The sequence below is a fragment of the Chryseobacterium gilvum genome, assembly GCF_025628965.1.
GTDB classification, from domain to species: domain Bacteria; phylum Bacteroidota; class Bacteroidia; order Flavobacteriales; family Weeksellaceae; genus Chryseobacterium; species Chryseobacterium gilvum.
Genome location: NZ_JAOTEN010000001.1, coordinates 312,090 through 336,270, shown reverse-complemented (window position 1 = coordinate 336,270; position 24,181 = coordinate 312,090). Strand labels below are relative to the sequence as shown.

Here is a 24,181-nt window from a genome sequence, read left to right as displayed (position 1 = left end):
CCGATATTAATATTGTGACAATATTTCTTGTACCTCAACTAACAGCTTTGAAAAATACAGCAAATTATCTAAATTTGATAAAAATTGAAAAATGCCGGCAACTGTTTCTCCCAAAATATTTGATTTTCTGAAAAAAATTGAAAAAAACAACACCCGTGAATGGTTTAACGAAAACAAAGACTCTTTCCTGGAAGCGCAGTCAGAATTCGAAAAATTCATTGAAGAACTGATTGCTGAACTGGGAAAATATGATGAAAATATCCTAAAGATCAATGCCAAAAAATCGCTGCTGAGAATCTACCGCGACACCCGTTTTTCTAAAGATAAAACTCCATACAAAACGTATTTCGGGGCATCTTTAGGAATGGGAAAGAACAATATGAAAGCCGGACACTACATTCATATAGAACCCGGAAAATCTTTTTTAGGAAGCGGCATTTATCTGCCTGAAGCTCCCGTTTTAAAAGCAATACGAAAAGAAATTTCTTTATTTAAAGATGATTTTATAACGGTAATTGAGGATAAAAATTTTAAAAAACATTACGGCGAACTTGACCGCGAGAACGCCTTAAAAAACGTTCCGCAAGGGTTTGAAAAAGAAGATCCGATGGCAGAATACCTGAAACTTAAAAGTTTTATCGGTGTTCATCATGTAACCAATGAAGAAGCTTCCGGGAAAAATGCTCTTAAAAACATGACCGAAATTTTAAAATCTTCTCAACCACTGATTGATTTTCTTACGCATGCGATTTCCAACGGTGAAGAGTAATATTGCCCAATACAGCATTATCATTACTGTCTTCTGATTTAAAGAAAATTTTAACATTTTTCATTACCTTTGTCGGTCGTCAAAAAATTAAGCAATGTCTTTATACCAGCAATTCGCAGAAAAACTTCAGTACATCAGTCCGCGTTTTTATAAACAACGATATTTTAAAAGCCTGCATCAGCTCAGCAAAGAAAATTTTTCGCAACGGAATGTAGAACCGGAATTGATCTGGATTAAAAATTATCTTTCAGAAGATGCTGTCATTCTGGATATTGGCGCCAATGTTGGTACTTTTCTTTATCAGCTCGAAAACAAACTGCAACCTCAGAATATCTACGCTTTTGAACCGAACAAAAATCTGAATGCAAGGCTTAAAAGACTTTTTCCTAAAATGAATGTTTTGTCCTATGCGCTTTCAGACGAAAACACCACTGCAGAGTTTAAAGTTCCTGTCATTAACGGGAAAATGGTGGCATCGCGAGGCACTTTAAATACTTCATACAAAGAAATCGGGGAAGAAAAAAGCTATACTGAAACTGTAGAAGTGATAAAACTTGATCATTGGGCAGGAATGGAAAATTTAAAAAAATTAGATTTTATCAAGATTGATGTAGAAGGAAATGAGATGAAAACATTGCTGGGTGGTAAAAATATTATTAAGAACTTTAAGCCTACTCTAATGGTAGAAATGGAACAGAGACACCATCAACAACCCATATGGAAAGAGATTTCGGAAGTGGAAAGCTGGGGTTTTGAAGCCCGGTATCTGAACAGGGAAACTTTTGATCTTGATTTGCTGACTGAAGAAATTTTAATTAAAAACACCACCGACGAAAAAAATAAAACCGAATACATCAATAATATTATTTTCATCCCGAAAAACCATTAAGTGCAATGAGTGTAGTGGCAAGACAGGGGTTTAAATACTCTATAATAGGCTATGTCGGTTTTTTAATCGGTACATTTTCGGCGATTTTTATTTTTCCGAATGATTTCGAATTTTACGGAAAATTAAGATATGTTTTGCCCACTGCAGAAATGCTTGTTCCTTTTGTCGTATTGGGAATTTCATATTCCAATGTCAAGTTTTTCCGACAGGTGGAAGCAGATGGTAAAAAACAGAATATGCTTTCGCTTTCCCTTCTTGCTATTGTAATTAATTTTGCGGTTTTCAGTTCGGTTTTTTTTATTTTACCTTATTTTTATCCGAAATTTAAAGAACTTCAGGCCTGGAAAATCAAAGAAATTATTCTTCCTCTGGTTTTACTGCTTTCGTTTTGTGCTATTTTTAATAAATACACGTCAAATTATAAAAGGATCGTTGTTTCCAATATTTTCGATAATTTGTTTCCGAAAATTGCCAATTTAGGAGCCTTTTGCCTCTTTTTTTACTTTGCGCTATCTCAGAAAATTGCTTTTGCTTTTTTCTTCGGAATGTTTTCTTTAATGCTTTTCGGATATATTTATTACACCAATAGGTTAGAAAAAATCAAATTAGATTTTAATACCCAATATTTTAAAAAAGATCAATTCTGGAAAGAGTTTTCTACCTACAGCTTTTTTGGTTTTTTAGGCACTTTCGGAAATTATCTCGCCATCAACAGCTTCATGATCGGGGAATTCATGGGAATGGAAGAAAACGGGATTTATGCGGTTTTATACGCGCTCATTTCTCTTATTTCTATTCCTCAGCTGGGATTATTCAATATTTCTGCGCCCATTATCAGCAAAACCCTTGCGGAAGGCGATATGGAAGAGCTGGACAGGTTTCATAAAAAAACATCTTTATCTTTATATTTTTTAGGTGCCGTTTTATTTTCTTGCATTGTAATCGGGTTTCCTTACCTCACGTATTATATGCCTAAAAACGGAGTTATGCTGCGGGAATATCAACCGGTTATCTGGATTTGGGGTTCTGCAGTTTTGATAGATCTTGCCACAGGATTCAACGGAAACATTATTTCACTCTCAAAATATTACCGTTTTAATATTTTGGTCATGCTTTTATTGGCCGGACTTACCATCGGATTAAATTATTATTTCATTAAAAACACAGATCTTAAACTCATGGGAATTGCCCTGTCTACCGCTATTTCTCTTACGATTTACAATGTGATCAAAATTGTTTTTAATTATATCATGTTTAAGGTTTCGCCTTTATCAATTGAAATGATATTTGTATCGATTATCTGTACATTGGCAATTACCGTATCTATTCTTCTGCCGGATTTTGGCAATAATTTTCTTAATATGATCTACAAACCGGCCGTAGTGCTGATTTTGATTTTTACCGGAAACTACTTTACCAGGATTTTTCCTGTAGAGCAATATCTTAATATGGATTTTATTAAAAGTATCTTAAAATTTAAGCAGTAATCAATTGATGCAGAACATATTCTAATTTTTTCTGAATTTTTTCCCGGCTGTATTTTTCTTCAAAACCAAAAGTAAAATTTCTGATATCTTGAAACTGCTGAAGGATATTTTCTTCTTCAGGAATGATAAATTCATACGCTGATTGATAATTTGCGGGGAAAACAGCAGGTTTTCCGTAAGAAATAGCATCACCCAAATTCCCGGTCATTTTAGTTTTTCCATACACTTCTTTCTGACTGAAAAATTTGGTTTCCGGCTGAATCGGGCACCATAAAACATCCGCTTTCTGCATCCATTGGGTAAATTCTTCAGCAGAGACTCGTTCTGTAAAATATTTTATGTTAATATAATTCAGCGCATCTTCAAGATCTATCATTTTTTTTAGCTCATTTCCTTTAGCCTTGCCTAAAAAAACAAATTCCAACAATTGATTATCAGATGTTAATTCATTTTTAAAACTCATTTCAAATTCAGAAATCTTCTGAAAAACTGTATGATAATCTCTTCTTTTTTGAGAAACACTTCCGGGAATGACTATTGTAAGAACATGAGTATTCATGTTCTTTTGATTTCTAGTATAAAAAAGCGGTAAAAAATGAAGTTTCTCTGTAGACATCTGCTCGTCTAAAACTAAAAGATTTTTTGCATTTTTATACACCTTTGTGGCATCCGAAAGACCTTCCTTCCACCATAATTTCAGGCGGTACATCACATCTTCTTTAAACGTGTTTTTTATTAAATCTAATTTTGTAATCTGTGAGAAATGAAGGTTATGCACAATGACAGACGTATTATATTCTCGTGTAATCTTCAGAAAAGTATTGAAATAACGGTGGACCGTACCAATAATCACCAGATCATATTTTTTGTTTTTCAATTGATCTGAAATCACAGAGCTGTCTGAAAGATAAACAGTATCATCATTTCCAACAATTTGTTTATTTATCTTTTCCGAAAAATAATAATCTACTGAAAAAATTTCAGAACCTTTCATAATATCCATAAAATGCTGAGCAATTTCAGCATGGGTATCAAGTTCTATGTAAGCGATGTTCTTCAATAGTTTTCAATTTAATTCAGGTTACATTTTCAGCCATTTCTTTTTCAAAGTATTCCAACGTTCATTATTGATGATTTTTTGCTCAGCATCAGAAATTTTCAATTCCAACTGCTTTGATCTGCAATGCTCATAAGACTGAATAATGCTAAAGAAAAACAAAACCGACCTGCTCTTGGCTGCTTCCTTTGATGCGGCAACGTAAGCTAAAAATCTATTTAATCCTAAAAAATAAAAATATCTTCCATAATAATCAGAAGATTTAACAGTATAATCTGCGCCTTTTATTTTAATAAGTTTCACCTGCAATTCCGGCAAAACGACTTCTTCCCAACCGAGGTTTTTCAGCAGAACAGCATCAATATTATCCCATCCCAGAGTTTCCCGTAAACCTCCGATTGCAATAAAACATTCTTTGCGGTAAGCTTTTACAGGTCCTCTTACATGATGCTTATTAGAATTTCCTTCGTAAATCCATTTGCCATTTTTTTCAATATACAGTAATCCTCCTACCAAACCGTATTTTGGATGATGCAAAAAGGCATTGTCTATTTCCTGAAGATAATTTTCATCTAAAATAATGTCGGCATCGAATTTACAGATGATCTCAAAATTTTCAATATTTTGTGTCTGCAAGCCGTTTTTAAAAGCATGTATAACTTTCGAACCCGGCTGATGAAGAGATTTTTCAAGATTTACCGTTTCAAAACGGGAATCCTGATCCGTATATTTTTTTATAATTTCTGAAGTTGCATCGGTAGAACCGTCATTCACCACCACAACTTTAAAATCCTTACAGCTTTGCCGCTGTAAAGAATCTAAGGTAAATGCGAGATGATCCTGCTCGTTGTGCGCCGGAATGATGATTAAAAATTTCACTTCAGGTTTTTAGTTTATTTATAAATGATGAGGTTTCAGCATGTTTTTAGGATCAAGAATCTCATCCAGTTTCTCCTGGGAAAGAATTTTTTTCTCCAGAACCAAATTGTAAACACTTTTGCCGGTCATTAAAGCTTCTTTGGCAATTTCCGTAGAAAATTTATATCCAATGTAAGGATTCAGAGCGGTCACAATTCCGATGCTGTGCTTTACCATATTGAGGCAGACCTCTTTATTGGCTGTAATTCCTATCACACATTTATCATGAAGTGTGCTTAAAGCATTGCATAAAAAGTGAATATTCTCCATTATAGCATGAGAAAGAACCGGCTCCATCACATTTAGCTGTAACTGCCCTGCTTCTGCAGCGAAAGTAACTGTAAGGTCATTTCCGATTACCTTATAACACACCTGATTCACCACTTCCGGAATTACCGGATTTACTTTTCCCGGCATGATAGAAGAACCCGGCTGCATTGGCGGAAGATTAATCTCAAAAAGCCCGGCTCTCGGTCCTGAAGACAATAATCTTAAATCATTACAGATTTTAGAGAGTTTAACGGCAAGGCGTTTCATTGCCGATGAATAGATTACATAAGAACCCGTATCCGGCGTTGCTTCCACCAGATTGGGTGCAGAAACAATCGGGAAACCTGTAATTTCTGCGAGGTTTTTTGCGCAGAGTTTTGCATATCCAATCGGAGCATTAATTCCTGTTCCGATCGCAGTCGCGCCCATATTCACTTCTACAAAAAGATCGGCGTTGTTATTCAGTTTTGAAATATCTTCTTCAAGGGTAGCCGCAAAAGCTTCGAATTCCTGTCCTAAAGTCATAGGTACCGCATCTTGAAGCTGAGTCCTGCCCATTTTTATGACATCCTGAAACTCATTCCCTTTTGCCCGGAAAGCCTCAATAATTTTTTCAAGATTTTTCACCAGAGTCTGGTTCATCTGCAGTAAACCCATTTTTATAGCTGTAGGATATGCATCGTTGGTAGACTGCGAAAGATTAATGTGGTCGTTAGGCGAACAAAAGTGATATTCGCCTTTATTTTTTCCTAGTTTTTCTAAAACCCTGTTGGCAATCACTTCATTGGCATTCATATTAATGGAAGTTCCTGCCCCACCCTGAATCATATCAACCGGAAACTGCTCGTGAAGTTCTCCTCTTATTAGCTCATCACAGGTTTCCAGGATTTTAGAATATAAATCCTGATCCAGAAGACCCAATTCATAATTGGTTTTTGCAGCCGCTTTTTTTACGAAAGCCAGTCCTTTAATAAATTCAGGATAGGATGAAAGAAGCTGTCCCGAAATCTTGAAATTGTCTATGGCTCTTTGGGTCTGAACGCCATAATATGCATTGATCGGAACATTTAATATCCCTAATAAGTCACTTTCTTGTCTGAAATTTTCCATTACACTTGTTTAATTATGATAAAACGCATCCGGAGATGCGCTTTATTATTTATTTTGTTGGATATTTTTGATTTAAAGCCTGAAGGATTGCCCAGGTTTCTGCATCCATGATGCCATCGTAATTCTGTGGCCTGAAATGATATTGCAGCGCCTCAATGGTGCTTTTGGTAGCATCGTCCCATTTACCGCTCGGCTCTACAGCATACCCGAATTTCTGCAATGCAGTCTGAATAACAAAAACAAATGACGGCTCGTTGTATTTAGCAGCAAAATCTATTTGGGCAGCATCATAAAAACTTTGTTTTGCAGATTCATCGTACCACATTCCTATTTGATATTCATCATACAGTTTTTTCCATGGAAAAAGCGGTCCCGGATCTTGTTTTCTGGTGGGTGCGATGTCAGAATGCGCCAAAACATTGGTGGCAGGAATCTGATATCTTGTTATAATATCTTTCGCCAAAGCAGCTACTTTTTTGATTTGATCATCATTAAAGGAAACAAAAATTTTCTTCCCGGTAGAATCTGCTGTATATCCTGAATTAACGATTTCAATCCCTATTGAAGTATCATTAAGATTTTTGTCTGCTCTCCACGCGCTTACTCCCGCATGGTAAGAACGTTTGTTTTCATCAACCAACTGGTAGATTTCGTTATCCCCTGAATTGTTTACCAGATAATGTGCACTTACTGCCTGTTGTGTGAGCACCGTAATGGATTTGTCATCCGGAAGAGCTGTATAGTGGAGGATCAGATATCTTTGTCTGAAATTTTGCGCTATTGCCGGAAAATAGGTTTTTACGACTTTATATCCTGCAGGTTTTGCAGACACCAATGACCCATAGCTGATGGTATTGTCATTTTTTGCAGGATCTGCGATATTGGTGGTAAAAAATTCTACACCGCGTTCATTAGTAACCTGTGATTTTGATTTATCCACACCGGGTTTAACTGTTGTTTTCGGCTGTATTGTTGAGGTTTTGGGCCTGTAAGAAGTTGTTTTTACATTTTTTTGTGAGGTACATGAAAAAACAAAAACACTTAAGCCGATGATATATAATGTTTTACGCATGGGTGTTAGATTTTTAGCAGTTTATTCCTTCAAAAATACACAATTTTTTCTGAATATTATTTGGTATATAAGGAAATCTATTCTATATTTGCACTCGCAATAACGGGTTAACAATTGTTTAACGTTATGACAGGAGAGTTGCCTGAGAGGCCGAAAGGACATGTTTGCTAAACATGCGTACTGGAAACGGTACCAAGGGTTCGAATCCCTTACTCTCCGCGACCATTTTCGGGGCGTAGCGTAGTCCGGTCATCGCGCCTGGTTTGGGACCAGGAGGTCGCAGGTTCGAATCCTGCCGCCCCGACTGTTTTAGTAGTTTTCTCAAAACTACTTAATGGGTGCGTAGCTCAGCTGGATAGAGCATCCCGATTCATCGGGACGGTCAAAGGTTCGAATCAGTACTCAAATGTTTTCAGTAGTTTTCTCAAAATTACGTAACGGGTGCGTAGCTCAGCTGGATAGAGCATCCCGATTCATCGGGACGGTCAAAGGTTCGAATCGGTACTCAAATGTTTTCAGTAGTTTTCTCAAAATTACTTAACGGGTGCGTAGCTCAGCTGGATAGAGCATCTGCCTTCTAAGCAGACGGTCAAAGGTTCGAATCCTTTCGCGCTCACAAACAGAGAAATCAGTATTGGTTTCTCTTTTTTTTTAGTTTAATTATGTGTTTCTGTTACATTCTTTATTCACAATCTCTCGACAATTATTATATTGGACATTCCTGCAGATCCTTAAATGAAAGACTGCAAAAGCACTTATCAAACCATAAAGGTTTTACGGGCAGATCAAAAGATTGGATCATTATATACTCAGAATATTTCAATTCAAAATCATCTGCCTATGCCAGAGAAAGAGAAATAAAAGCTTGGAAAAGCAGATCCAAAATACAGGAACTAATTTATAAATCTTAAGCCTACAATAATTTAGAAGATTATTTTTCCCTTAAACCATTCTGTCAAAAGCAGATTTTAAAATTAAAATTATGTTTTTGGAAATTTTTACTTTCATAAAACAAAAAATAATCATACATTTGCACCCACAAAAAACAAGGTAATATTGTTTTTAGATGGCCATTATCGGGGCGTAGCGTAGTCCGGTCATCGCGCCTGGTTTGGGACCAGGAGGTCGCAGGTTCGAATCCTGCCGCCCCGACTGTTTTAGTAGTTTTCTTAAAATTACGTAACGGGTGCGTAGCTCAGCTGGATAGAGCATCCCGATTTATCGGGACGGTCAAAGGTTCGAATCAGTACTCAAATGTTTTCAGTAATTTTCTCAAAATTACGTAACGGGTGCGTAGCTCAGCTGGATAGAGCATCCCGATTCATCGGGACGGTCAAAGGTTCGAATCAGTACTCAAATGTTTTCAGTAGTTTTCTCAAAATTACTTAATGGGTGCGTAGCTCAGCTGGATAGAGCATCCCGATTTATCGGGACGGTCAAAGGTTCGAATCAGTATTCAAATGTTTTCAGTAGTTTTCTCAAAATTACGTAACGGGTGCGTAGCTCAGCTGGATAGAGCATCTGCCTTCTAAGCAGACGGTCAAAGGTTCGAATCCTTTCGCGCTCACAAAAAAACTCACAATTTTTATTGTGAGTTTTTTTTATTTTAAGATTTTAAGGTTGTAATTTCTTCTTTTAGATTTTCGATTTCCTTTTTAAGCAATGCAATGTAGTCCTGGAGATTTTCGATGATAGAATTTGGAATATTAAAATTTTGATTATAATAATTTCCAGAATTATCATTAAATGTAGAATTATCATTATGAACTATTCCTGATAAATTTTCCTCTTTAATTTCTTCAACAGGAACGTTTAAAGCTTCTGCCAATTTTTCCCACTCTTCGTCGTGCATTCTGGTTTCACCGCGCTCTTTTCGAGAATAGTTGGAAGTATCTGTAGAGAGTATTTTTGCCATTTTTTCCTGAGACATACCTTTTTGTTTTCTTAAATTTCTGAGCTTTTCCTTAATCATCATTTTTTATGTTTGATACAAATATGCAAAATTTTGCGCAAAATTTGTTCAAAATTATCAGAAAATTACCAAAAAATCGCAAAAAGCATCCCGTCGTATCGAAAGTTTATTTTATATTTTTGAATACTATAAAGTTTGTTTTTTTGTATGTGTACAGTACAAGTAAACAGATTTTTAATCGCTGATCAGCAAAAACCCATGTCAGGGTTTATATGGCAAGGAATAATTATTAAACTATATTAATAAAATGAAAAAGTTGAAAAAAATTTCAAGAAAAGAACTAAAAACCTTAATAGGCGGAAAAAAAATATCTGCAGGTATTGAAGCTCTAAATGAAGAAGGTTCAATTGCAGAAAGCTGTTATCAATGTTGTAAAACTCTTTATGAATGCGGTGATTGCAGTACAAGTAGCAATTGTCCTTCAGGCCAATTTTTACGAGCTTGTTAAAATTGATCAAAATAATTAAGACTGTTAAATAATTATTTGACAGTCTTTTGTTTTAAATAAAAATATATGAAAATCATTAAAATCATAATTCTTTTTTTTGTCTCAATTAATGTTTTGGGTCAAAACAAACAATTTTTCTATGAACACCTATTTATTCCAGATTCTACTAACCTGAAAAATTTAGGGAAAGAAATAATGGTTTTGAATGTTAGTAACGATAAATCAGAATTCTATAGTTTTGAAAAATACGAATCAGATTCAGCATTGAACGCAGATGCAAAGAAAAGAATCTCTTCTAAACTCTCTAACATAAAAATGAATAATGATAGGGTAATTAAAAATATTAATACTCAAAAAATTGAGTTTGTTACAATTCTGCCTCCATATAGATATTCAGTTAGTCAGAATATAAATTTAAAATGGAATATACTTGCAGAGTTTGATTATATTTTGGGGTATAAAGTGCAAAAAGCAACCACAGAGTTTGGGGGCAGAAATTGGGTCGCATGGTTTGCAAAAGAGATCCCGATACAAAGTGGTCCATATAAATTTTTTGGACTTCCAGGACTGATTCTTAAAATTGAAGATGTTCATAAAAGCCATATTTTTGAACTAAAAGGAATAAGAAATGCAAAAGGCGACTTTAATTATCCTTACGTGAATAATTTTAAAGATGTGAAAATCACGTATCCAAAATATGTAAAAATTTATAAAAATTTTCGAAAAAATCCGATGGCAGGTTCAGTTGGGGCTTTTCCAGACCAAACAGATGTTAATGGTGTTTTTCACTCCGGAAATGAAATTTTTCGTCAATTTGAAAAAGCAGCGTTTGAAGACTTGAAAAAAGACAATAATAGTATTGAACTTGACTTACTTAAAAATTAATTGTCATCTTCATAAAATAATCACACACTAAATACTGTATGAATTTCGATAAACTCATAGATTATTTAAACTCTATCCTTGTGCATCAGCTTTCATCAAATGGAGGAGCATCTCGATGCTAAAAAAACAAAGAGAGAGATTTTGAATAAGAGAAATCTCTCTCAATTTAAAAATATTACAATGAAATTATATTTTATTATCATTCTTGGACTTCTTTGCCATATATCTTGTAATCAAGAAAAAAAACAAACATTAATAACAGGTAATATTCCCAATCTACCTGACGGAATAATGTATCTCTATGAAGACAATGGAACCAATAAAATTGACAGTATACAGACAAAAAAAGGAAAATTTAATTTTATTTACCATTGGAAAAATAATGAACCTGTATATCTTGGACTGAATCATGTAGATAATCATAATATATTCACATATATAGGCTTCCCTACTAAAGCTAAATATAAAGGAGCTCCATTAGAACAAACCCGATTTTTATCAGATTCTACAATAATCATAAATGGAAAAACCTTTGATAATACTCCGACTAGTTTTCCAGAAAATGTAAAATCAATAACTTTATTCTCTCCAATTATAACAGGAAAACAAACGGACGCACTCTATCATATAGATGAGGACTTATTCGAACATATCACTCCTAAAACCGTTTCAATTATTAAAGAAAAATTAATTGAATATCCGTTTTCATATCATCTATTGTATAAGATTAGTGAAAATAAAAACAGTTTTTCTGCACTGCAAACGCAAGATTTATTACACTCATTTAAAGGCGAAATTACTGAAAGTAATACCTATAAGAAACTGTACGCTTACAACGAAAAAAGATTTAACGAGAAAAATATCTTACTTCCTCTCCTTGAAAATAACCGACACACCAAAGAAGAAATTCTCAATAAAAAATATAAAAAACATTTAATTGTTTTCTGGGCGAGCTGGTGCGGACCGTGCAGACAAGAAATACCTTTGCTAAAAAAAACCTTTGCATCGTATGCTAAAGAAACTGAATTTATTTCAATATCGATAGACGAAGATCAATCAGCCTGGCAAAAAGCATTAGCACAGGAAAACATGAGCTGGAAACAGCTTATTGCTGATAAAAAAAATTCGGCTTATGAGACCCTGCAGATTCGTTTTAAATTGAATGGCGCTATTCCTTATACTGTGTTGGTTGATAATGATTTACACATTATAGCATCATCTACCGGTTTATCTTCTGAAAAAGATTTGGTTGATTTGATTAAAAAATAATTAAATTTGGCTACCACCAAACTTTACAACCTATCATATGAATTTCGATAAACTCATAGACTATTTTAAGCTCGACAAACAGGAGTTTTATTTTCAGTTTAATTCTCACCCCAACTACCCTTCTGCATTGGCTTTCAGCGATACACTCAATTTTATGGGACTCCAGAACGACGCCTACGAACTAGACAAGGAATATTGGGAAGAGCTTCCGGAAGAATTTATGGCTTTGGTAGATCAATCTTTTTCGTTGGTCAAGAAAAAAGGAAATACATATACCATTTATTCCGATAAAATTAAAAATCTTACCAAGGACGAGCTGTATCAACAATCAGGGGATTTTGTTTTTCTGTTTGAAAAAAGTGAAACGGTTAAAAGCACCGCTTTTTTCAACATACAACCTTTCATTTATATTGTATTCGGGATTATACTGCTCTATTCTTTATTGCAATTTGCCTGGTACGAAACTGTTTTTAACCTCTTATCATTAGCCGGAGTATACATCTCTTTAGAATTGTTTAACCAAAAATTCGGTAATGAATCTGCCATAGTAAGCAACATTTGCGGAGGCACCTCAAATGTACAGTCTCAAAGCTCATGTTCTAAAATATTTTCGTCTGATAAAACCGACATTCTAGGGCTTAAACTTTCAGATTTCAGCCTTATCTATTTCCTGGGAATTTCAATGCTTGGATTGCTATTTCCCGGAACGCAGTTTCTCCTTAAAATCATTACTCTGATTTCTATTGCGGTCATTATCTATTCTTTATACATTCAGACATTTGTAGAAAAATCGCTCTGCAGAGTATGTTTGGTCATCATTCTTATCCTATTGTCACAAATTGCGGTAAGTGCATTGTATTTCAGCTGGAATCCTTCAACAGCGGTCATTTTCATCAGTGCTGTTTTATTTTCTGCCCTTTTTTTAACGGTGGCTTTTATAAACAATACGTTGAAACAATATGAAGAACTAAAAAAATCAAATGCTAAAAACCTGAGATTTAAGAGAAATTATGATTTGTTTAAAAGAGAGCTTTTAGACAGAGAAAAAATTGAGTTTACCGATCAATCGACTTTTTTTGTGGGAAATCAGAACGCAAAACTTCACCTGTCAATCGTATCAAATCCGTACTGCGGTTTTTGCAAAGGCGCGCATACCATCATGGAAGATCTGCTGAAAAAATATCCGGATGATATTTCTGCGCAAATCAGGTTTAATTTTTCTCAGAAATCTGATGAAAAACAAACGCAGCTGATGTCAGATTTTTTTCATATTTATAAAAACAGATCGCAAAAAGAATTTTTAACTACAGTAGATAGCTGGTTTGAAAATAGAGATGAAAATGCAATCAGAGAAATATCACAATCAGCTACGCCTGAAGATTTAAATCCTATTCTTGCCATGTCTGCAGAAAACAATGAGGCGGGAATCAATTTCACCCCCGTTTTTTTGCTGAACGGATATCAGTTTCCTGAAAAATATGACCGTGAAGATATTTATTATTTTATCAGTGAATTGATTGAGGATGAAGATTTTTCAGCATAATTGTTATCATTTAATTTAAATTGATTAATTTTAAATGAATGAAAAGCGATATCCGAAAAGCTTAAAAAGAGTAGGAAAATTACCAAATCAATCAGTATGAAAAATTTAAAAAAAATCAACAGGCACGAACTGAAAACGATTCAGGGCGGCATTACCTGTCAAGGCGGACAACTCTGCCTGATCGACGGAAAATGGAAATGCATGCCGTACGACGGATGCGGCGGCGGAAACCAACCCTAATTTAATCATCAAACCAACCAAACTATTTTATTATGAAAAATTTAAAAAAAATCTCAAGAAACGAAATGAAGAACCTTAATGGTGGAGCTTTAACCTGTTCTCAGGCTTGCTGCCCTCCTCCGGGAATAAAAAGATGCCCAAACATCTACTGTTTTGCACCATGTCCTGTAGAATCTTAAAAATAAGAAGATGAATAATCTGAAAAAATTGGCAAGAAACGAAATGAAAGACATTTTTGGAGCTGGGCCGATCATCATCGGATGCTCAAAAGAATGTTGCCCTACCGATGGCAGACCACGGTGTCCGAGACTTATTTGTCCGGCTGTCGTTTGTCCGCAATAGGTGTAAGGATTTTTATAAAACAACAAAATAATATTGTATTTTTAAATCCTAAATAATTTTAAGAGATTGGGGCTGTTTATTCAGCCTCTTTCTTATTATAAATTTTAATTCAAATTTTGAAAAAATTTCCTTTTTATCTTCAGCCCGACTCCAAAGATTGCGGACCAACCTGCCTTAGAATTGTCAGTAAATTTTATGGCAAAAGCATTTCATTACAGCAGATTAGAAATCTTTCGGAAACAACCCGGGAAGGAAGCAGTTTATTAGGGTTAAGTGACGCGGCGGAAGATTTGGGCTTCCGTTCTTTAGGCGTACAGATCGACTTTAACACCCTTACGGAAGAAGTGCCTTTTCCATGTATTGTACATTGGAACAAGCAGCATTTTGTAGTCGTTTATAAAATTGATAAAAATAATATCGTGTATGTTTCAGATCCCAGTTATGGTTTAATTACCTATACGAGAGAAGAGTTTATCAAGTTCTGGATCGGAGAAAACGCCAATGAACATACAGAAGAGGGAATTGTCTTAATTTTAGAAACAACCCCGGCTTTTTTTCAGACCGAGTTTGATGATAAAGAAAGCAAAGCCAGCTTTTCCTTTCTTTCAAAATATCTGCTAAAATATAAATCGCTCATCATACAGCTTGCGCTCGGATTGCTCGCCGGAAGCCTGCTTTCGCTTATTCTGCCTTTTCTTACGCAGAGCATTGTCGATGTCGGAATTCAGAATCAGGACCTGAATTTTATTTATCTGGTACTCCTCGCACAGGTCATGCTTTTTCTGGGAAGAATGGGTATTGAAGTGATCAGGAGCTGGATTTTACTGCATCTTTCCACCCGCATCAATATTTCCATTATTTCCGATTTCTTTATTAAATTAATGAAGCTGCCCATCAGTTTTTTTGATACCAGAATGACGGGTGATATTATGCAGAGAATCAACGACCATCACAGAATTGAGCAGCTCTTAACCAATTCTTCTCTGAACACTTTATTTTCTCTGGTTAACTTAATTATATTCAGTATTGTGTTGCTGTTTTACGATTACAGACTGTTCGTGGTCTATTTGGTAGGAGCAGTTTTATATATCGCATGGATTACGTTTTTTCTCAGAAAAAGAAAAGAGCTGGATTATAAAAGGTTTTCCCAGGTTTCGCAGGAGCAAAGCAAAGTGATTGAGCTGATCAACGGGATGCAGGAAATCAAGATGTTTAATGCTGAAAAACAAAAAAGATGGGATTGGGAGTTTTTGCAGGTGAAACTGTTTAAATTAAGAATAAAATCTTTATCATTAGAGCAATGGCAATCGGTAGGTGGAAATTTCATCAACCAGATGAAAGATATTCTGGTAAGCTTTCTGTCTGCCAAATTGGTATTGAGTGGAAACCTTACTTTGGGAATGATGCTTTCCGTACAATATATTATCGGGCAATTAAACAGTCCGCTTTTACAATTGATCGACTTTATCAAACAGACTCAGGACGCTAAAATTTCTTTGGAAAGATTAGGCGAAATTCACGATAAAGATGATGAAGAAAATAAAGATGAGCAATATGCCACCGAAGTTCCGGAAAAAGACATTGAAATCAGTAATATGTCGTTCCGCTATATCGGTTCTGATCAGTTTGTTTTTGAAAATCTAAACCTTCAGATTCCTTACCAGAAAACCACAGCCATCGTCGGAGCCAGCGGAAGCGGAAAAACCACTCTATTAAAATTATTAATGAAATTTTATGAACCCAATGAGGGCGAAATAAAAATCGGGAACACCCAGATGAAAAACATCTCCCCAAGATTCTGGAGAGATCAATGTGGTGTTGTCATGCAGGAAGGTTATGTTTTTAATGATACGATTGCCAATAATATTGCTGTAGGTGAAGATTATGTAAACAAATCAAAACTGAGAAAAGCAGTAGAAATTGCGAATATCAAAGATTTTATCGAAGGGTTGCCTTTAAGTTATAACACAAAAATCGGTAACGAAGGTCTCGGCGTCAGTGGCGGACAAAAACAAAGGCTTTTCATCGCACGAGCCGTTTACAAATCCCCGGAATACATTTTCTTCGATGAAGCAACCAGTGCTTTGGATGCTAATAATGAAAAGATTATTATGGAAAACCTGGAGCAGTTTTTTGAAGGAAAAACAGCGATTGTCATTGCCCACCGATTATCCACTGTAAAACACGCAGATAAAATTATTGTTTTAGATAAAGGAAAAGTAGTGGAAGAAGGAAATCATACAGAATTAGTGGCTTTAAGAGGTGAATATTACAGACTCGTTAAAAATCAGTTGGAACTGGGTGATTAATTAAGAATTAGCATTTAGAAATTAGTAATTTAGTTTACAATTACTAAATGCTAATTCCTAAATACTAATTTTAAAATGAATGTACTTCAAAGTAAGTCTAAAAAATTTGCAATCCGTATCGTTCATTGCTATAAGTTTTTAGCTGACAGTAAAAAAGAGTTTGTCTTGTCTAAACAACTATTAAGAAGCGGAACAGCAATCGGTGCGCTGATAGCAGAAAGTAAATTTGCGCAGAGTGATAAAGATTTTTTAAACAAATTATATATTGCCCTGAAAGAGACTAATGAAACTTTATATTGGCTAGATCTTTTGCATGAAACTCAATTTTTGTCAGAAGAAGAGTTTTTTCCATATCAAAAGATGCTACAGAATTATTAAAATTATTAGTATCCATAACAAAAACATTAAAATCAAAATAAGTGATTTAGTGAATATTTAGAAGTAGTAATAATTTCTGATTGCTAAATCCTAATTTCTAATTAAATGAAAGACATTTTAGACAACATAGAGCTCCGTTCAGAAAGTGTTCAGGATATTCTTACAGAGCCGCCTCACTGGATGTTCCGGTGGGGAAATACCATTATTCTTATCATTCTGATGCTGGTTCTGGTGATGAGCTACATCATCAAATACCCGGAATTTGTTCCGGCGCCTATTATTGTCACTTCTCAGAACCCGCCTGAGAAAATCGAAGCGAGAAGCAGCTCTAAGATCGAAAAAATATTCATTAAAGACCACCAGAAAGTCAAAAAAGGGGATGTGATGCTCGTTTTGCAGTCTACTGCACATTATGAAGACGTTTTAAAATTAAAAAAACTTGTAGATTCCATTGCTTCGGATCAGCTGCTTTCTTTTCCTGTAAATGAAGTTGCTCACTATAAATTGGGCGAATTGCAGGGAGATTACAACAGTTTTGCAAAAGCTTTTCAGGACGAAAATTTATTTACACGACTTCAACCGTATGCCCCCGAAAACCTTGCCGCCAATCAAAGCATTTCAGAATCCAGAAACAGGATAACAACGCTGAAGCAGCAAAGAAATCTTGAAGCAGCAAAAACCGAACTTACCCGAAAGAATTATCTAAGATCGCAGGAATTATTCAATCAGGGGGTGATTGCGGCAGTGGAACTCGAAGGTGAAAAACTGAAATATCTGCAGGCACAGCAGAATTTGGAAAACCTTAATATTTCTCTTTCTCAGGCGCAGGAAAGCATTTCGAATCTCAACAAGACAAAAAGCGGAACAGCCATTAATACAGAAAAAGATAAAATTACCTATTCATCTCAGACTTTACAATTGTTTGAGCAGCTGAGAAAATCATTAAAAGAATGGGAACAGAATTATCTTATCATCTCTTCTACCGACGGAATAGCTAGTTTTCAGCAGTTTTTTGGGGAAAATCAATTCGTGAAAGCAGGTGATCCTATAGTATCTGTATTACCGGACCATACTGAGCAATTGGTGGGAAGAATGTCTGTTCCGACAGTGAATTCGGGTAAAATTATTCCGGGAGAAAAAGTATTGATCAAACTTGACAACTACCGCTTCCAGGAATACGGAATCATCGAAGGAAAAGTGCAGAATATTTCACTGATCCCTGATGAAAAGGGAAATTATTATGTTGACGTCATTCTTCCGAAAGGCTTAAAAACCTCCTACAACAAAACCCTGAAATTTGATAAAGAATTGCGGGGAAATGCAGAAATTGTGACGCAGGATTTAAGATTAATTGAAAGATTCTTTTACCAGATCCGAAAATTGCTGGGATATCAGTCGTAATAGAGTTATCTTATTTTTTCAAATGATAAGCATTACCGTCCCAAAGATAGATTTTGGAGGCGCGTTTTTTCTTTTCCCGGTCACGGTCATCTTTTTCCATTTCTTCCATTTTTAAAATAAAAGCATTGGCTATTCCGCCTTTGTCATTTGGGAAAATGAATTTTTCGCTGTGGTAGTACACATCGGCATCACCCACATTCATCAATTGAGGAAGAGCGATCAGTTTCTTATTTTTAAAAAGAATATACTGGTCATACCCGGCAATTCCGCAGGCTTCTCCTGAGACAGACGCTTTTAGCGTATATTCAACGTCTTTCAGCTGATGGCTGCTTTCAATACTGAATGTCCCAAAATTTAAACTTTCTCCGGAACCGGTTTCAAAGAAAATTTCATCAACTAAATCATTATTTTTTAAAACTTTAATACTTGCGGTATTCTGCTGATAGTCCTGATTAAACTGCCGGTCTTTTTTATTGATGGTCTTTGAAATTCCATACAGAAAGTCATACCCGTTTTTGTTTCGGTATCCAATGCAGAGATTTCCGCCCCAAATGTACCCCTGCAGCGTTTTATCACCTTTCTGGTACGATATTTTATACCAGTTTGCAGATCTTTCACCCAGCTTCAGAACAGCTTCCTCTTTTTTAAGAATTAAAATCTGCTGATTGGCCTGTAAAGAATCTATGATTTGAGCATCAGTTTTGGGTGATTGTCTTATCCTTGACCGATCTGTGAATATTTTCTGGGGCGTATTATCTTCAAAACCAAAAATTCCGTTGGCATACACTTCTTCCTGCGCAGAAAAAATCTGGATGATGCATAAACATAAAGCTGCGAATAAAGATTTCATAGTACATTTTATGATTATTTCTCAAGCAATAAGCTTACCCATTCTTCACGTTGCAGTTTATTTTTCAGCTTTAAATTATTTTCGTGACAAACTTCAAGAATATCATCTACATCGAAGAAACACAATCCGGAAAGCAGTAATTTTCCGCCTTCATTCAGCACAGAAACATACGTCGGAATATCTGAAATCAGGATATTACGGTTGATATTTGCTAAAATAATGTCATAATTTTCATTGCCTAAATTTTCAGCAGTTCCAAGTTCAATATCCAACTCCACATTGTTTCTAATCGCATTTTCTTTTGAATTTTCCACGGACCATTCGTCGATATCAATGGCTTTTGTTTCGCCCGCTCCTTTCTGTTTTGCATAAATGGCCAGTACTGAAGTCCCGCAACCCATATCCAGAACTTTTTTATCTTTAAGATCTATATTCATCATCTGCTGAATCATCAGATGCGTTGTGGGATGATGCCCTGTTCCGAAAGACATTTTCGGCTGAATGATGATCTCATGCATCCCCGGAATTGATTCGTGAAACTCAGCCCTGATCAACACTTTATCATCGATATTGATGGGTTCAAAATTCTTTTCCCATTCTTCATTCCAGTTGATATTGGGCATTTCTTTAAAAGTATATTCAATACGGACATCCTTGTTCTGGAACAGCGGCAAATTTTTCAAATCTTCTTCATTGAACAAATCTTTCTGAATATAGCCTAAAATCCCTTCAAGCTCTTCTGTAAAGCTGTCGAAACCTATTTCTATCAATTCTGCCATTAATATTTCGTTCCAGGGCTGAAGAGGGGAAATTTTGAAATCGAATTCTAAATAATTTTGCATGAGAATAATTTGCTACAAAAATAAAACTACTTTTTTGATTTATTAGAATATCGCGGTGTTGTTTTTAAAGTGAAGAACACAAGTTTTTTTTGAATGCTTTATGTTTTATAGGATTGCTTCGTCGCTTCGCTCCTCGCAATGACATAATAAAAAAAGCGGGCTAAAGCCCGCTCCTATTGAGGTGAAAATTATTTTAATTACGGATTTGTAGAAAAAATAGAACCGTTGGCAATTAAAGCCCTTCTGTTCATTTTCAAAATATCTTTTACCCATTCCGCAAAATCTTCCGGCTGAAGAACGGTTTCCGGATTTCCGTCTGTCAAACCACCCTGAATAGACATGTCAGAAGCAATGGTACTCGGCGTTAAGGTAACCACACGGATGTTTTGCTTTCTCCATTCTGCCATCATAGATTGGGACAGAGAAACAACCGCTGCTTTTGAAGCCGCGTATGCCGACATATTTGGCCCGCCTTTCAAGCCTGCGGTGGAAGCAACATTTACAATATCACCTTCTCCTTTTGCTTTCATAAACGGATAAACTGCTTTTGCTGCGTAATATACACCGAAAAGATTGGTTTTGATTACCTGTTCCCAGGTTTCTGAAGGCATTTCTTCGATCGTTCCGAAGTCACCGATTCCGGCATTGTTAATTAAAATATCAACGCCTCCCAACTGTTCGGCCAACAATTCAATCCCTGCTTTTACCTGAATTTCATTATCCATTGAGAAGACTGCATAGGTTGCATTCACGCCAAAACTCCTGATTTCTTCCACTGTCATTTTGAGGTTTTCTTCATTCCTTCCGGTAATTCCGATATGGACACCTTCATTGGCCAATGCCAATGCAACTGCTTTTCCGAGACCTCTTCCTCCACCTGTAATAAAGGCGGTTTTTCCGTTTATATTCATAGTATTACATATTTGTATGCAAAGGTACAAACTAAGGATCTGAAACCATTTTTTTGCAAGTAGATTAATCAAAACTGGATCATTTGTAATTTCTATAAAAATAAAACCGGCTTACAATAAGCCGGTTTCTGAAAGTAATATAAAAAATTAAATTAAGGAATAAGAACCGGATTCTGAACTTCAAATTCTTCGGATGCCGAGAATTGATTTCCGTACATATCCGTTGCTTTTACCTCAACTTTATGTTTTCCCAGAGGAAGTTTTTTCGGGAAAGCGCCTGTCCAGATATGTTTTGACATTTCCGGGTTTGAAGGCCTTCTTCCCGGTAGTAATGATGGCGTTACATCCCATTTAAAAACTGACATCGCAAAATTCGGATCTATGGTTTCGTCATACTCCATTGTTTCCCACTGATCGCCGTCAATTTTGTATTCTACTTTATCGGTTTTGGTTCCCATAAAGAAATTGGCCAGGATTTTTGCTGAGGTTTTCCCGGGAATTGCTTTTGGAACATATAATTTGATCTGATAATCTTCCGGTTTTCCGGCAGTTTTGTATTTCACTTTATACTGATTATCATTGAAACTGATGAAAGAATATCCTTTTGCCGTACCGTCTCTCATCGTTGAAGTAGGCAATCCTGCATCATCGGCCGTTCCGGACCACCAATCGCCGCATGTAGTTCCTGCATTATATTCGTGAAGGTCTTTTGAACCGTTCCAACCCGCTTGTTTACCGTAGAAGATCTGTTGCTGAATGTGCGTATGGGCCGATAAAATGAGCGCGTTTTGAAATGGGGTCAAGTAATCAAATAATTTCTGACGGTCTGCATTTCTGAAATTGTCTTCGTTTTTATGCTCCAAAGGAATGTGAAAAGAAACAACCACCAATTTGCTTTTATCTACCAATTTCAAGTCATTTTCCACGAATTTCAATTGATCTTCCCGGAAGCCTCCCCAATATCCTTTTCCGTCTCTGGGATCGGGATACAAAATATCATCCAGAATAATGAAATGAACATTTCCGTAGTTGAAAGAGTAATTTGCAGGCCCGAAATTCGATTCAAAAGTTTCGTCTGACAGCAGATCTTCTTTCGCGTCATAATTCATATCGTGGTTTCCCATAACGTTGTACCATGGCAAGCCCACATCTTTCATTACATCTGCATAAGGCTTTTGTAAACTTAAATTATCCCCTACCAAATCTCCCAGACTGATTCCCAATACTGCATTTTTCTTGGTATTTTTCACCTCATTGACGATGGCTCTTTTGAAGTAATCCAATTCTTTTTCCGTGTACGGTTGCGGATCTCCGAACACTAAAATGTCAAAATTTTTGCTTTCGTTTTGTTTATGTAATGCAAAATTCAATTCTTTAGGAAGCTCTCCTGTCGGCGCAGTTCCTTTATATTTAAAATCTGCAGGAGAACCTTTTGGTTTATACTGATAATAGTACTGAGGAAGATTGTTTGCATTTAACGGAGTCATATATCCGGAAGGTTTGATCACAAAAACGGTCTGATTTTCCTGAATAGGAAGGCTGTATCTGCCGCTTTTGTCTGTTAAAACCACCTGCGTTCCATTTGAAACCGCTACTCCTTCGATTCCTTTTTCGCGGTTTTCTTTTTTAAGATTTTTGTTGCCGTCTTCAAAAACATATCCTGAAACGGAAGTCTGTGAGAATGCCATTGCTGAAATGAACAGACAGGGCATAAAAAATTTTATATTCATTTTACTTTTTGATTTTTAATGATAATTGATAATTACTGATTCCACCAGGTTTTAAGATTGATATCATCACCGCCCATCTGCTGAACTGCTGCCTGATAATTGGTAGTGTTCAGTACTTTCGGATTGGGAGGATACATGAGTCTCTGAGGAAGATTTCCGTTATTAAGCAATCCTCCGTTGTTTGGTAACACAGGGAAACCTGTCCTCCTTTTTTCAAACCATTGCTGCTGATCTACGAAGAATAATGAAACATATTTCTGAAGCATGATTCTTTCTAAAGTCCCGTTATAGGCAACATTGGGATTGGTAAAATAATTTGTTGGCATAACCGCGCCCCACTGCTCAATTGTTGCTTTTACTCCGTTTTCGTAATATGTTTGCGCGCTTCCCGGGATGATTCCTTTAAACGCCAGTTCGGATAAGGTAAACTGCAGTTCGGCGTAAGGATAAATTAAAATATTCAGCGGAGCTTTTGCCAGGTTCTGGTTCATATTCGAAGGTTGGTAATTGAATGTCGTACCGTAAGCATATCCTGTTGGGGCGCCTTTATAGCCGATATTTGCGTTAGTAGCCAGATCTTTTGCCTGACCGAAAAACAATGCCATTCTCGGGTCGTTATTTGCTTTTAAAGTTTCCACAAAAAATGCTGACGCCGCTCTTCCGGTTGTAAAATCCTGCGGCCTTGCAATAGGAGGCAAAACCGGTGCGACTCCTGTAACGTTTAATTTTGCCGTATCTGCATTGCTCTGGAAGATCGGGAATGTCGTAGGATTACTAATGATCTCCTGAATTCTTTCATACACATTCACTTCTCCGTTTTTCTTTAAAATCCTGGTTAATAATCTCAAAGAAAGTGAATTACAGAATTTTTTCCAATTGATAATTCCATTGGCATCCGTTTCCGCTTTGTAGAAAATATCTGCTCCGGTAAGCGGTTTCGTGGTTACAAAAAGTGAATTGGCTGTTTTTAAATCATTTAATAATTTAATATAAATATCTTTCTGCTTATCAAATTTTGGCTGTGTAATGCCTCCATCTAAATTTGAAGCTTCTGAAAACGGAACATCACCGTACGTATCGGTAAGGTTGGAATACACCCAGGCGTTTAAAACCATAGCAATCGCCTGATAATTTACATCATTATCTCTCAGAGCTGCTTTTTTCATATCGTTGATCTGCATCAGCCATTTATAGCTATTGTTCCAATACCCTGCGCCGGTATTTTCGGTGACGTAATAACGGCTCAGAGAATTTCCTTCATTCGGAAAATCAAGAGAAACCTGCATGATATCAAAGGTAAAATCATTGGCTCTCATGTAATTAACCGCAGACATATTGTATTGAATGGGAACCAGTAATTTGGAAGCAACGGCTTCATTAACTCTGCTTTCATCGACATTCACTTCATCCAGATTTCGGTCACAAGAGACTGATACAAGGCTCAATCCTGTAATAAGTGCTATATTTAAAAGTAATTTTTTCATGATTT

General features: G+C 35.9%; 24 protein-coding genes and 5 tRNA genes. 19 read left to right on the top strand and 10 right to left on the bottom strand.

Annotated features, from left to right (window positions below; genetic code table 11):
* The first annotated feature begins 91 nt into the window (after positions 1-91).
* The 3 genes from N0B16_RS01570 to N0B16_RS01560 all read left to right on the top strand — a co-directional run bounded on the left by N0B16_RS01570 (position 92) and on the right by N0B16_RS01560 (position 3,145).
* Positions 92-769, top strand: coding sequence for a DUF2461 domain-containing protein (locus tag N0B16_RS01570; RefSeq protein WP_262988963.1), 678 nt, complete (start codon positions 92-94; stop codon positions 767-769).
* 94 nt (positions 770-863) lie between these two features.
* Complete coding sequence (locus tag N0B16_RS01565) at positions 864-1,658, top strand: FkbM family methyltransferase (protein ID WP_262988962.1); 795 nt, start codon at positions 864-866, stop codon at positions 1,656-1,658.
* A 5-nt stretch (positions 1,659-1,663) separates the two neighbouring features.
* A complete protein-coding gene (locus tag N0B16_RS01560; protein ID WP_262988961.1) occupies positions 1,664-3,145 on the top strand; it encodes a lipopolysaccharide biosynthesis protein in 1,482 nt (493 codons plus the stop codon).
* On the opposite strand, the gene N0B16_RS01555 is transcribed toward N0B16_RS01560, so the two are convergent.
* Genes N0B16_RS01555 through N0B16_RS01540 form a run of 4 tightly spaced genes read right to left on the bottom strand, consistent with a single transcriptional unit; the run spans position 3,135 to position 7,572 of the window.
* Complete coding sequence (locus tag N0B16_RS01555; RefSeq protein ID WP_262988960.1) at positions 3,135-4,205, bottom strand: hypothetical protein; 1,071 nt, start codon at positions 4,203-4,205, stop codon at positions 3,135-3,137. The two genes, N0B16_RS01560 and N0B16_RS01555, sit on opposite strands and share 11 nt — an antisense overlap.
* Before the next feature lie 21 nt (positions 4,206-4,226).
* A complete protein-coding gene (locus N0B16_RS01550; RefSeq protein ID WP_262988958.1) occupies positions 4,227-5,081 on the bottom strand; it encodes a glycosyltransferase family 2 protein in 855 nt (284 codons plus the stop codon).
* Positions 5,082-5,099: 18 nt separating this feature from the next.
* On the bottom strand, positions 5,100-6,500 hold the full coding sequence (gene aspA / locus N0B16_RS01545; protein WP_262988957.1) for an aspartate ammonia-lyase: 1,401 nt from the start codon (positions 6,498-6,500) through the stop codon (positions 5,100-5,102).
* A gap of 49 nt (positions 6,501-6,549) precedes the next feature.
* Positions 6,550-7,572: an N-acetylmuramoyl-L-alanine amidase gene (locus tag N0B16_RS01540; protein ID WP_262988956.1), complete on the bottom strand. Its 1,023-nt coding sequence runs from the start codon at positions 7,570-7,572 to the stop codon at positions 6,550-6,552.
* Between the two features lie 132 nt (positions 7,573-7,704).
* Here N0B16_RS01540 and N0B16_RS01535 point away from each other — a divergent pair.
* From N0B16_RS01535 to N0B16_RS01510, 6 genes are all read left to right on the top strand, one after another.
* Positions 7,705-7,791 (top strand) — tRNA-Ser (locus N0B16_RS01535).
* 10 nt (positions 7,792-7,801) lie between these two features.
* Positions 7,802-7,876: transfer RNA gene (locus N0B16_RS01530), tRNA-Pro, on the top strand.
* A 238-nt stretch (positions 7,877-8,114) separates the two neighbouring features.
* Positions 8,115-8,188 (top strand) — tRNA-Arg (locus N0B16_RS01525).
* Positions 8,189-8,234: 46 nt separating this feature from the next.
* Complete coding sequence (locus N0B16_RS01520; protein ID WP_262988955.1) at positions 8,235-8,483, top strand: GIY-YIG nuclease family protein; 249 nt, start codon at positions 8,235-8,237, stop codon at positions 8,481-8,483.
* 166 nt (positions 8,484-8,649) lie between these two features.
* Positions 8,650-8,724, top strand: a tRNA-Pro gene (locus N0B16_RS01515).
* 341 nt (positions 8,725-9,065) lie between these two features.
* Positions 9,066-9,139, top strand: a tRNA-Arg gene (locus tag N0B16_RS01510).
* A 39-nt stretch (positions 9,140-9,178) separates the two neighbouring features.
* Here N0B16_RS01510 and N0B16_RS01505 read toward each other — a convergent pair.
* Positions 9,179-9,547, bottom strand: a complete 369-nt coding sequence (locus tag N0B16_RS01505; protein WP_368407539.1) for a helix-turn-helix domain-containing protein — start codon at positions 9,545-9,547, stop codon at positions 9,179-9,181.
* A gap of 244 nt (positions 9,548-9,791) precedes the next feature.
* On the opposite strand from N0B16_RS01505, the gene N0B16_RS01500 reads away from it, so the two are divergent.
* The 10 genes from N0B16_RS01500 to N0B16_RS01455 all read left to right on the top strand — a co-directional run bounded on the left by N0B16_RS01500 (position 9,792) and on the right by N0B16_RS01455 (position 18,359).
* Entirely contained in the window at positions 9,792-9,992 is a 201-nt protein-coding gene (locus N0B16_RS01500; protein ID WP_262988954.1) for a bacteriocin-like protein, read from the top strand.
* A gap of 66 nt (positions 9,993-10,058) precedes the next feature.
* Positions 10,059-10,877, top strand: a complete 819-nt coding sequence (locus N0B16_RS01495) for a GLPGLI family protein (protein WP_262988953.1) — start codon at positions 10,059-10,061, stop codon at positions 10,875-10,877.
* Between the two features lie 99 nt (positions 10,878-10,976).
* Complete coding sequence (locus N0B16_RS01490; protein ID WP_262988952.1) at positions 10,977-12,146, top strand: TlpA disulfide reductase family protein; 1,170 nt, start codon at positions 10,977-10,979, stop codon at positions 12,144-12,146.
* A gap of 37 nt (positions 12,147-12,183) precedes the next feature.
* The gene (locus N0B16_RS01485; RefSeq protein WP_262988951.1) at positions 12,184-13,689 is read left to right on the top strand and encodes a vitamin K epoxide reductase family protein; all 1,506 of its coding nucleotides are present in this window, start codon (positions 12,184-12,186) and stop codon (positions 13,687-13,689) included.
* Positions 13,690-13,785: 96 nt separating this feature from the next.
* Positions 13,786-13,929 (top strand): bacteriocin-like protein, encoded by a 144-nt coding sequence (locus N0B16_RS01480; protein WP_262988950.1) that lies wholly within the window; start codon positions 13,786-13,788, stop codon positions 13,927-13,929.
* 32 nt (positions 13,930-13,961) lie between these two features.
* On the top strand, positions 13,962-14,108 hold the full coding sequence (locus tag N0B16_RS01475) for a bacteriocin-like protein (RefSeq protein ID WP_262988949.1): 147 nt from the start codon (positions 13,962-13,964) through the stop codon (positions 14,106-14,108).
* Positions 14,109-14,118: 10 nt separating this feature from the next.
* Entirely contained in the window at positions 14,119-14,271 is a 153-nt protein-coding gene (locus N0B16_RS01470) for a bacteriocin-like protein (protein ID WP_262988948.1), read from the top strand.
* Between the two features lie 116 nt (positions 14,272-14,387).
* Positions 14,388-16,580: a peptidase domain-containing ABC transporter gene (locus tag N0B16_RS01465; protein WP_262988947.1), complete on the top strand. Its 2,193-nt coding sequence runs from the start codon at positions 14,388-14,390 to the stop codon at positions 16,578-16,580.
* 75 nt (positions 16,581-16,655) lie between these two features.
* On the top strand, positions 16,656-16,958 hold the full coding sequence (locus N0B16_RS01460; protein WP_368407538.1) for a four helix bundle protein: 303 nt from the start codon (positions 16,656-16,658) through the stop codon (positions 16,956-16,958).
* Positions 16,959-17,063: 105 nt separating this feature from the next.
* Positions 17,064-18,359, top strand: coding sequence for an HlyD family secretion protein (locus N0B16_RS01455; protein ID WP_262988946.1), 1,296 nt, complete (start codon positions 17,064-17,066; stop codon positions 18,357-18,359).
* Between the two features lie 10 nt (positions 18,360-18,369).
* Here the strand turns inward: N0B16_RS01455 and N0B16_RS01450 are convergent, their stop codons facing one another.
* The 5 genes from N0B16_RS01450 to N0B16_RS01430 all read right to left on the bottom strand — a co-directional run bounded on the left by N0B16_RS01450 (position 18,370) and on the right by N0B16_RS01430 (position 24,176).
* Positions 18,370-19,209, bottom strand: coding sequence for an SH3 domain-containing protein (locus N0B16_RS01450; protein ID WP_262988945.1), 840 nt, complete (start codon positions 19,207-19,209; stop codon positions 18,370-18,372).
* Between the two features lie 14 nt (positions 19,210-19,223).
* Positions 19,224-20,051 (bottom strand): 50S ribosomal protein L11 methyltransferase, encoded by an 828-nt coding sequence (prmA, locus tag N0B16_RS01445; protein WP_262988944.1) that lies wholly within the window; start codon positions 20,049-20,051, stop codon positions 19,224-19,226.
* Positions 20,052-20,248: 197 nt separating this feature from the next.
* A complete protein-coding gene (locus N0B16_RS01440) occupies positions 20,249-20,962 on the bottom strand; it encodes a 3-ketoacyl-ACP reductase (protein ID WP_262988943.1) in 714 nt (237 codons plus the stop codon).
* Between the two features lie 152 nt (positions 20,963-21,114).
* Positions 21,115-22,692 carry a calcineurin-like phosphoesterase C-terminal domain-containing protein gene (locus N0B16_RS01435; RefSeq protein ID WP_262988942.1) on the bottom strand — a complete coding sequence of 526 codons (1,578 nt, stop codon included), beginning with the start codon at positions 22,690-22,692 and terminating at the stop codon, positions 21,115-21,117.
* Positions 22,693-22,724: 32 nt separating this feature from the next.
* Positions 22,725-24,176: a SusD/RagB family nutrient-binding outer membrane lipoprotein gene (locus tag N0B16_RS01430; RefSeq protein WP_262988941.1), complete on the bottom strand. Its 1,452-nt coding sequence runs from the start codon at positions 24,174-24,176 to the stop codon at positions 22,725-22,727.
* Positions 24,177-24,181 lie beyond the last annotated feature (5 nt).

What these genes read in the sequence shown, in the direction of transcription:
- N0B16_RS01570 (WP_262988963.1), top strand. Translation starts at nt 92, where the DNA reads ATGCCGGCAACTGTTTCTCCCAAAATATTTGATTTTCTGAAAAAAATT.
- N0B16_RS01565 (WP_262988962.1), top strand. Translation starts at nt 864, where the DNA reads ATGTCTTTATACCAGCAATTCGCAGAAAAACTTCAGTACATCAGTCCG.
- N0B16_RS01560 (WP_262988961.1), top strand. Translation starts at nt 1,664, where the DNA reads ATGAGTGTAGTGGCAAGACAGGGGTTTAAATACTCTATAATAGGCTAT.
- aspA (WP_262988957.1), bottom strand. Translation starts at nt 6,500, where the DNA reads ATGGAAAATTTCAGACAAGAAAGTGACTTATTAGGGATATTAAATGTT.
- N0B16_RS01540 (WP_262988956.1), bottom strand. Translation starts at nt 7,572, where the DNA reads ATGCGTAAAACATTATATATCATCGGCTTAAGTGTTTTTGTTTTTTCA.
- N0B16_RS01520 (WP_262988955.1), top strand. Translation starts at nt 8,235, where the DNA reads ATGTGTTTCTGTTACATTCTTTATTCACAATCTCTCGACAATTATTAT.
- N0B16_RS01505 (WP_368407539.1), bottom strand. Translation starts at nt 9,547, where the DNA reads ATGATGATTAAGGAAAAGCTCAGAAATTTAAGAAAACAAAAAGGTATG.
- N0B16_RS01500 (WP_262988954.1), top strand. Translation starts at nt 9,792, where the DNA reads ATGAAAAAGTTGAAAAAAATTTCAAGAAAAGAACTAAAAACCTTAATA.
- N0B16_RS01495 (WP_262988953.1), top strand. Translation starts at nt 10,059, where the DNA reads ATGAAAATCATTAAAATCATAATTCTTTTTTTTGTCTCAATTAATGTT.
- N0B16_RS01490 (WP_262988952.1), top strand. Translation starts at nt 10,977, where the DNA reads ATGGAGGAGCATCTCGATGCTAAAAAAACAAAGAGAGAGATTTTGAAT.
- N0B16_RS01485 (WP_262988951.1), top strand. Translation starts at nt 12,184, where the DNA reads ATGAATTTCGATAAACTCATAGACTATTTTAAGCTCGACAAACAGGAG.
- N0B16_RS01480 (WP_262988950.1), top strand. Translation starts at nt 13,786, where the DNA reads ATGAAAAATTTAAAAAAAATCAACAGGCACGAACTGAAAACGATTCAG.
- N0B16_RS01475 (WP_262988949.1), top strand. Translation starts at nt 13,962, where the DNA reads ATGAAAAATTTAAAAAAAATCTCAAGAAACGAAATGAAGAACCTTAAT.
- N0B16_RS01470 (WP_262988948.1), top strand. Translation starts at nt 14,119, where the DNA reads ATGAATAATCTGAAAAAATTGGCAAGAAACGAAATGAAAGACATTTTT.
- N0B16_RS01460 (WP_368407538.1), top strand. Translation starts at nt 16,656, where the DNA reads ATGAATGTACTTCAAAGTAAGTCTAAAAAATTTGCAATCCGTATCGTT.
- N0B16_RS01455 (WP_262988946.1), top strand. Translation starts at nt 17,064, where the DNA reads ATGAAAGACATTTTAGACAACATAGAGCTCCGTTCAGAAAGTGTTCAG.
- N0B16_RS01450 (WP_262988945.1), bottom strand. Translation starts at nt 19,209, where the DNA reads ATGAAATCTTTATTCGCAGCTTTATGTTTATGCATCATCCAGATTTTT.
- prmA (WP_262988944.1), bottom strand. Translation starts at nt 20,051, where the DNA reads ATGCAAAATTATTTAGAATTCGATTTCAAAATTTCCCCTCTTCAGCCC.
- N0B16_RS01440 (WP_262988943.1), bottom strand. Translation starts at nt 20,962, where the DNA reads ATGAATATAAACGGAAAAACCGCCTTTATTACAGGTGGAGGAAGAGGT.
- N0B16_RS01435 (WP_262988942.1), bottom strand. Translation starts at nt 22,692, where the DNA reads ATGAATATAAAATTTTTTATGCCCTGTCTGTTCATTTCAGCAATGGCA.
- N0B16_RS01430 (WP_262988941.1), bottom strand. Translation starts at nt 24,176, where the DNA reads ATGAAAAAATTACTTTTAAATATAGCACTTATTACAGGATTGAGCCTT.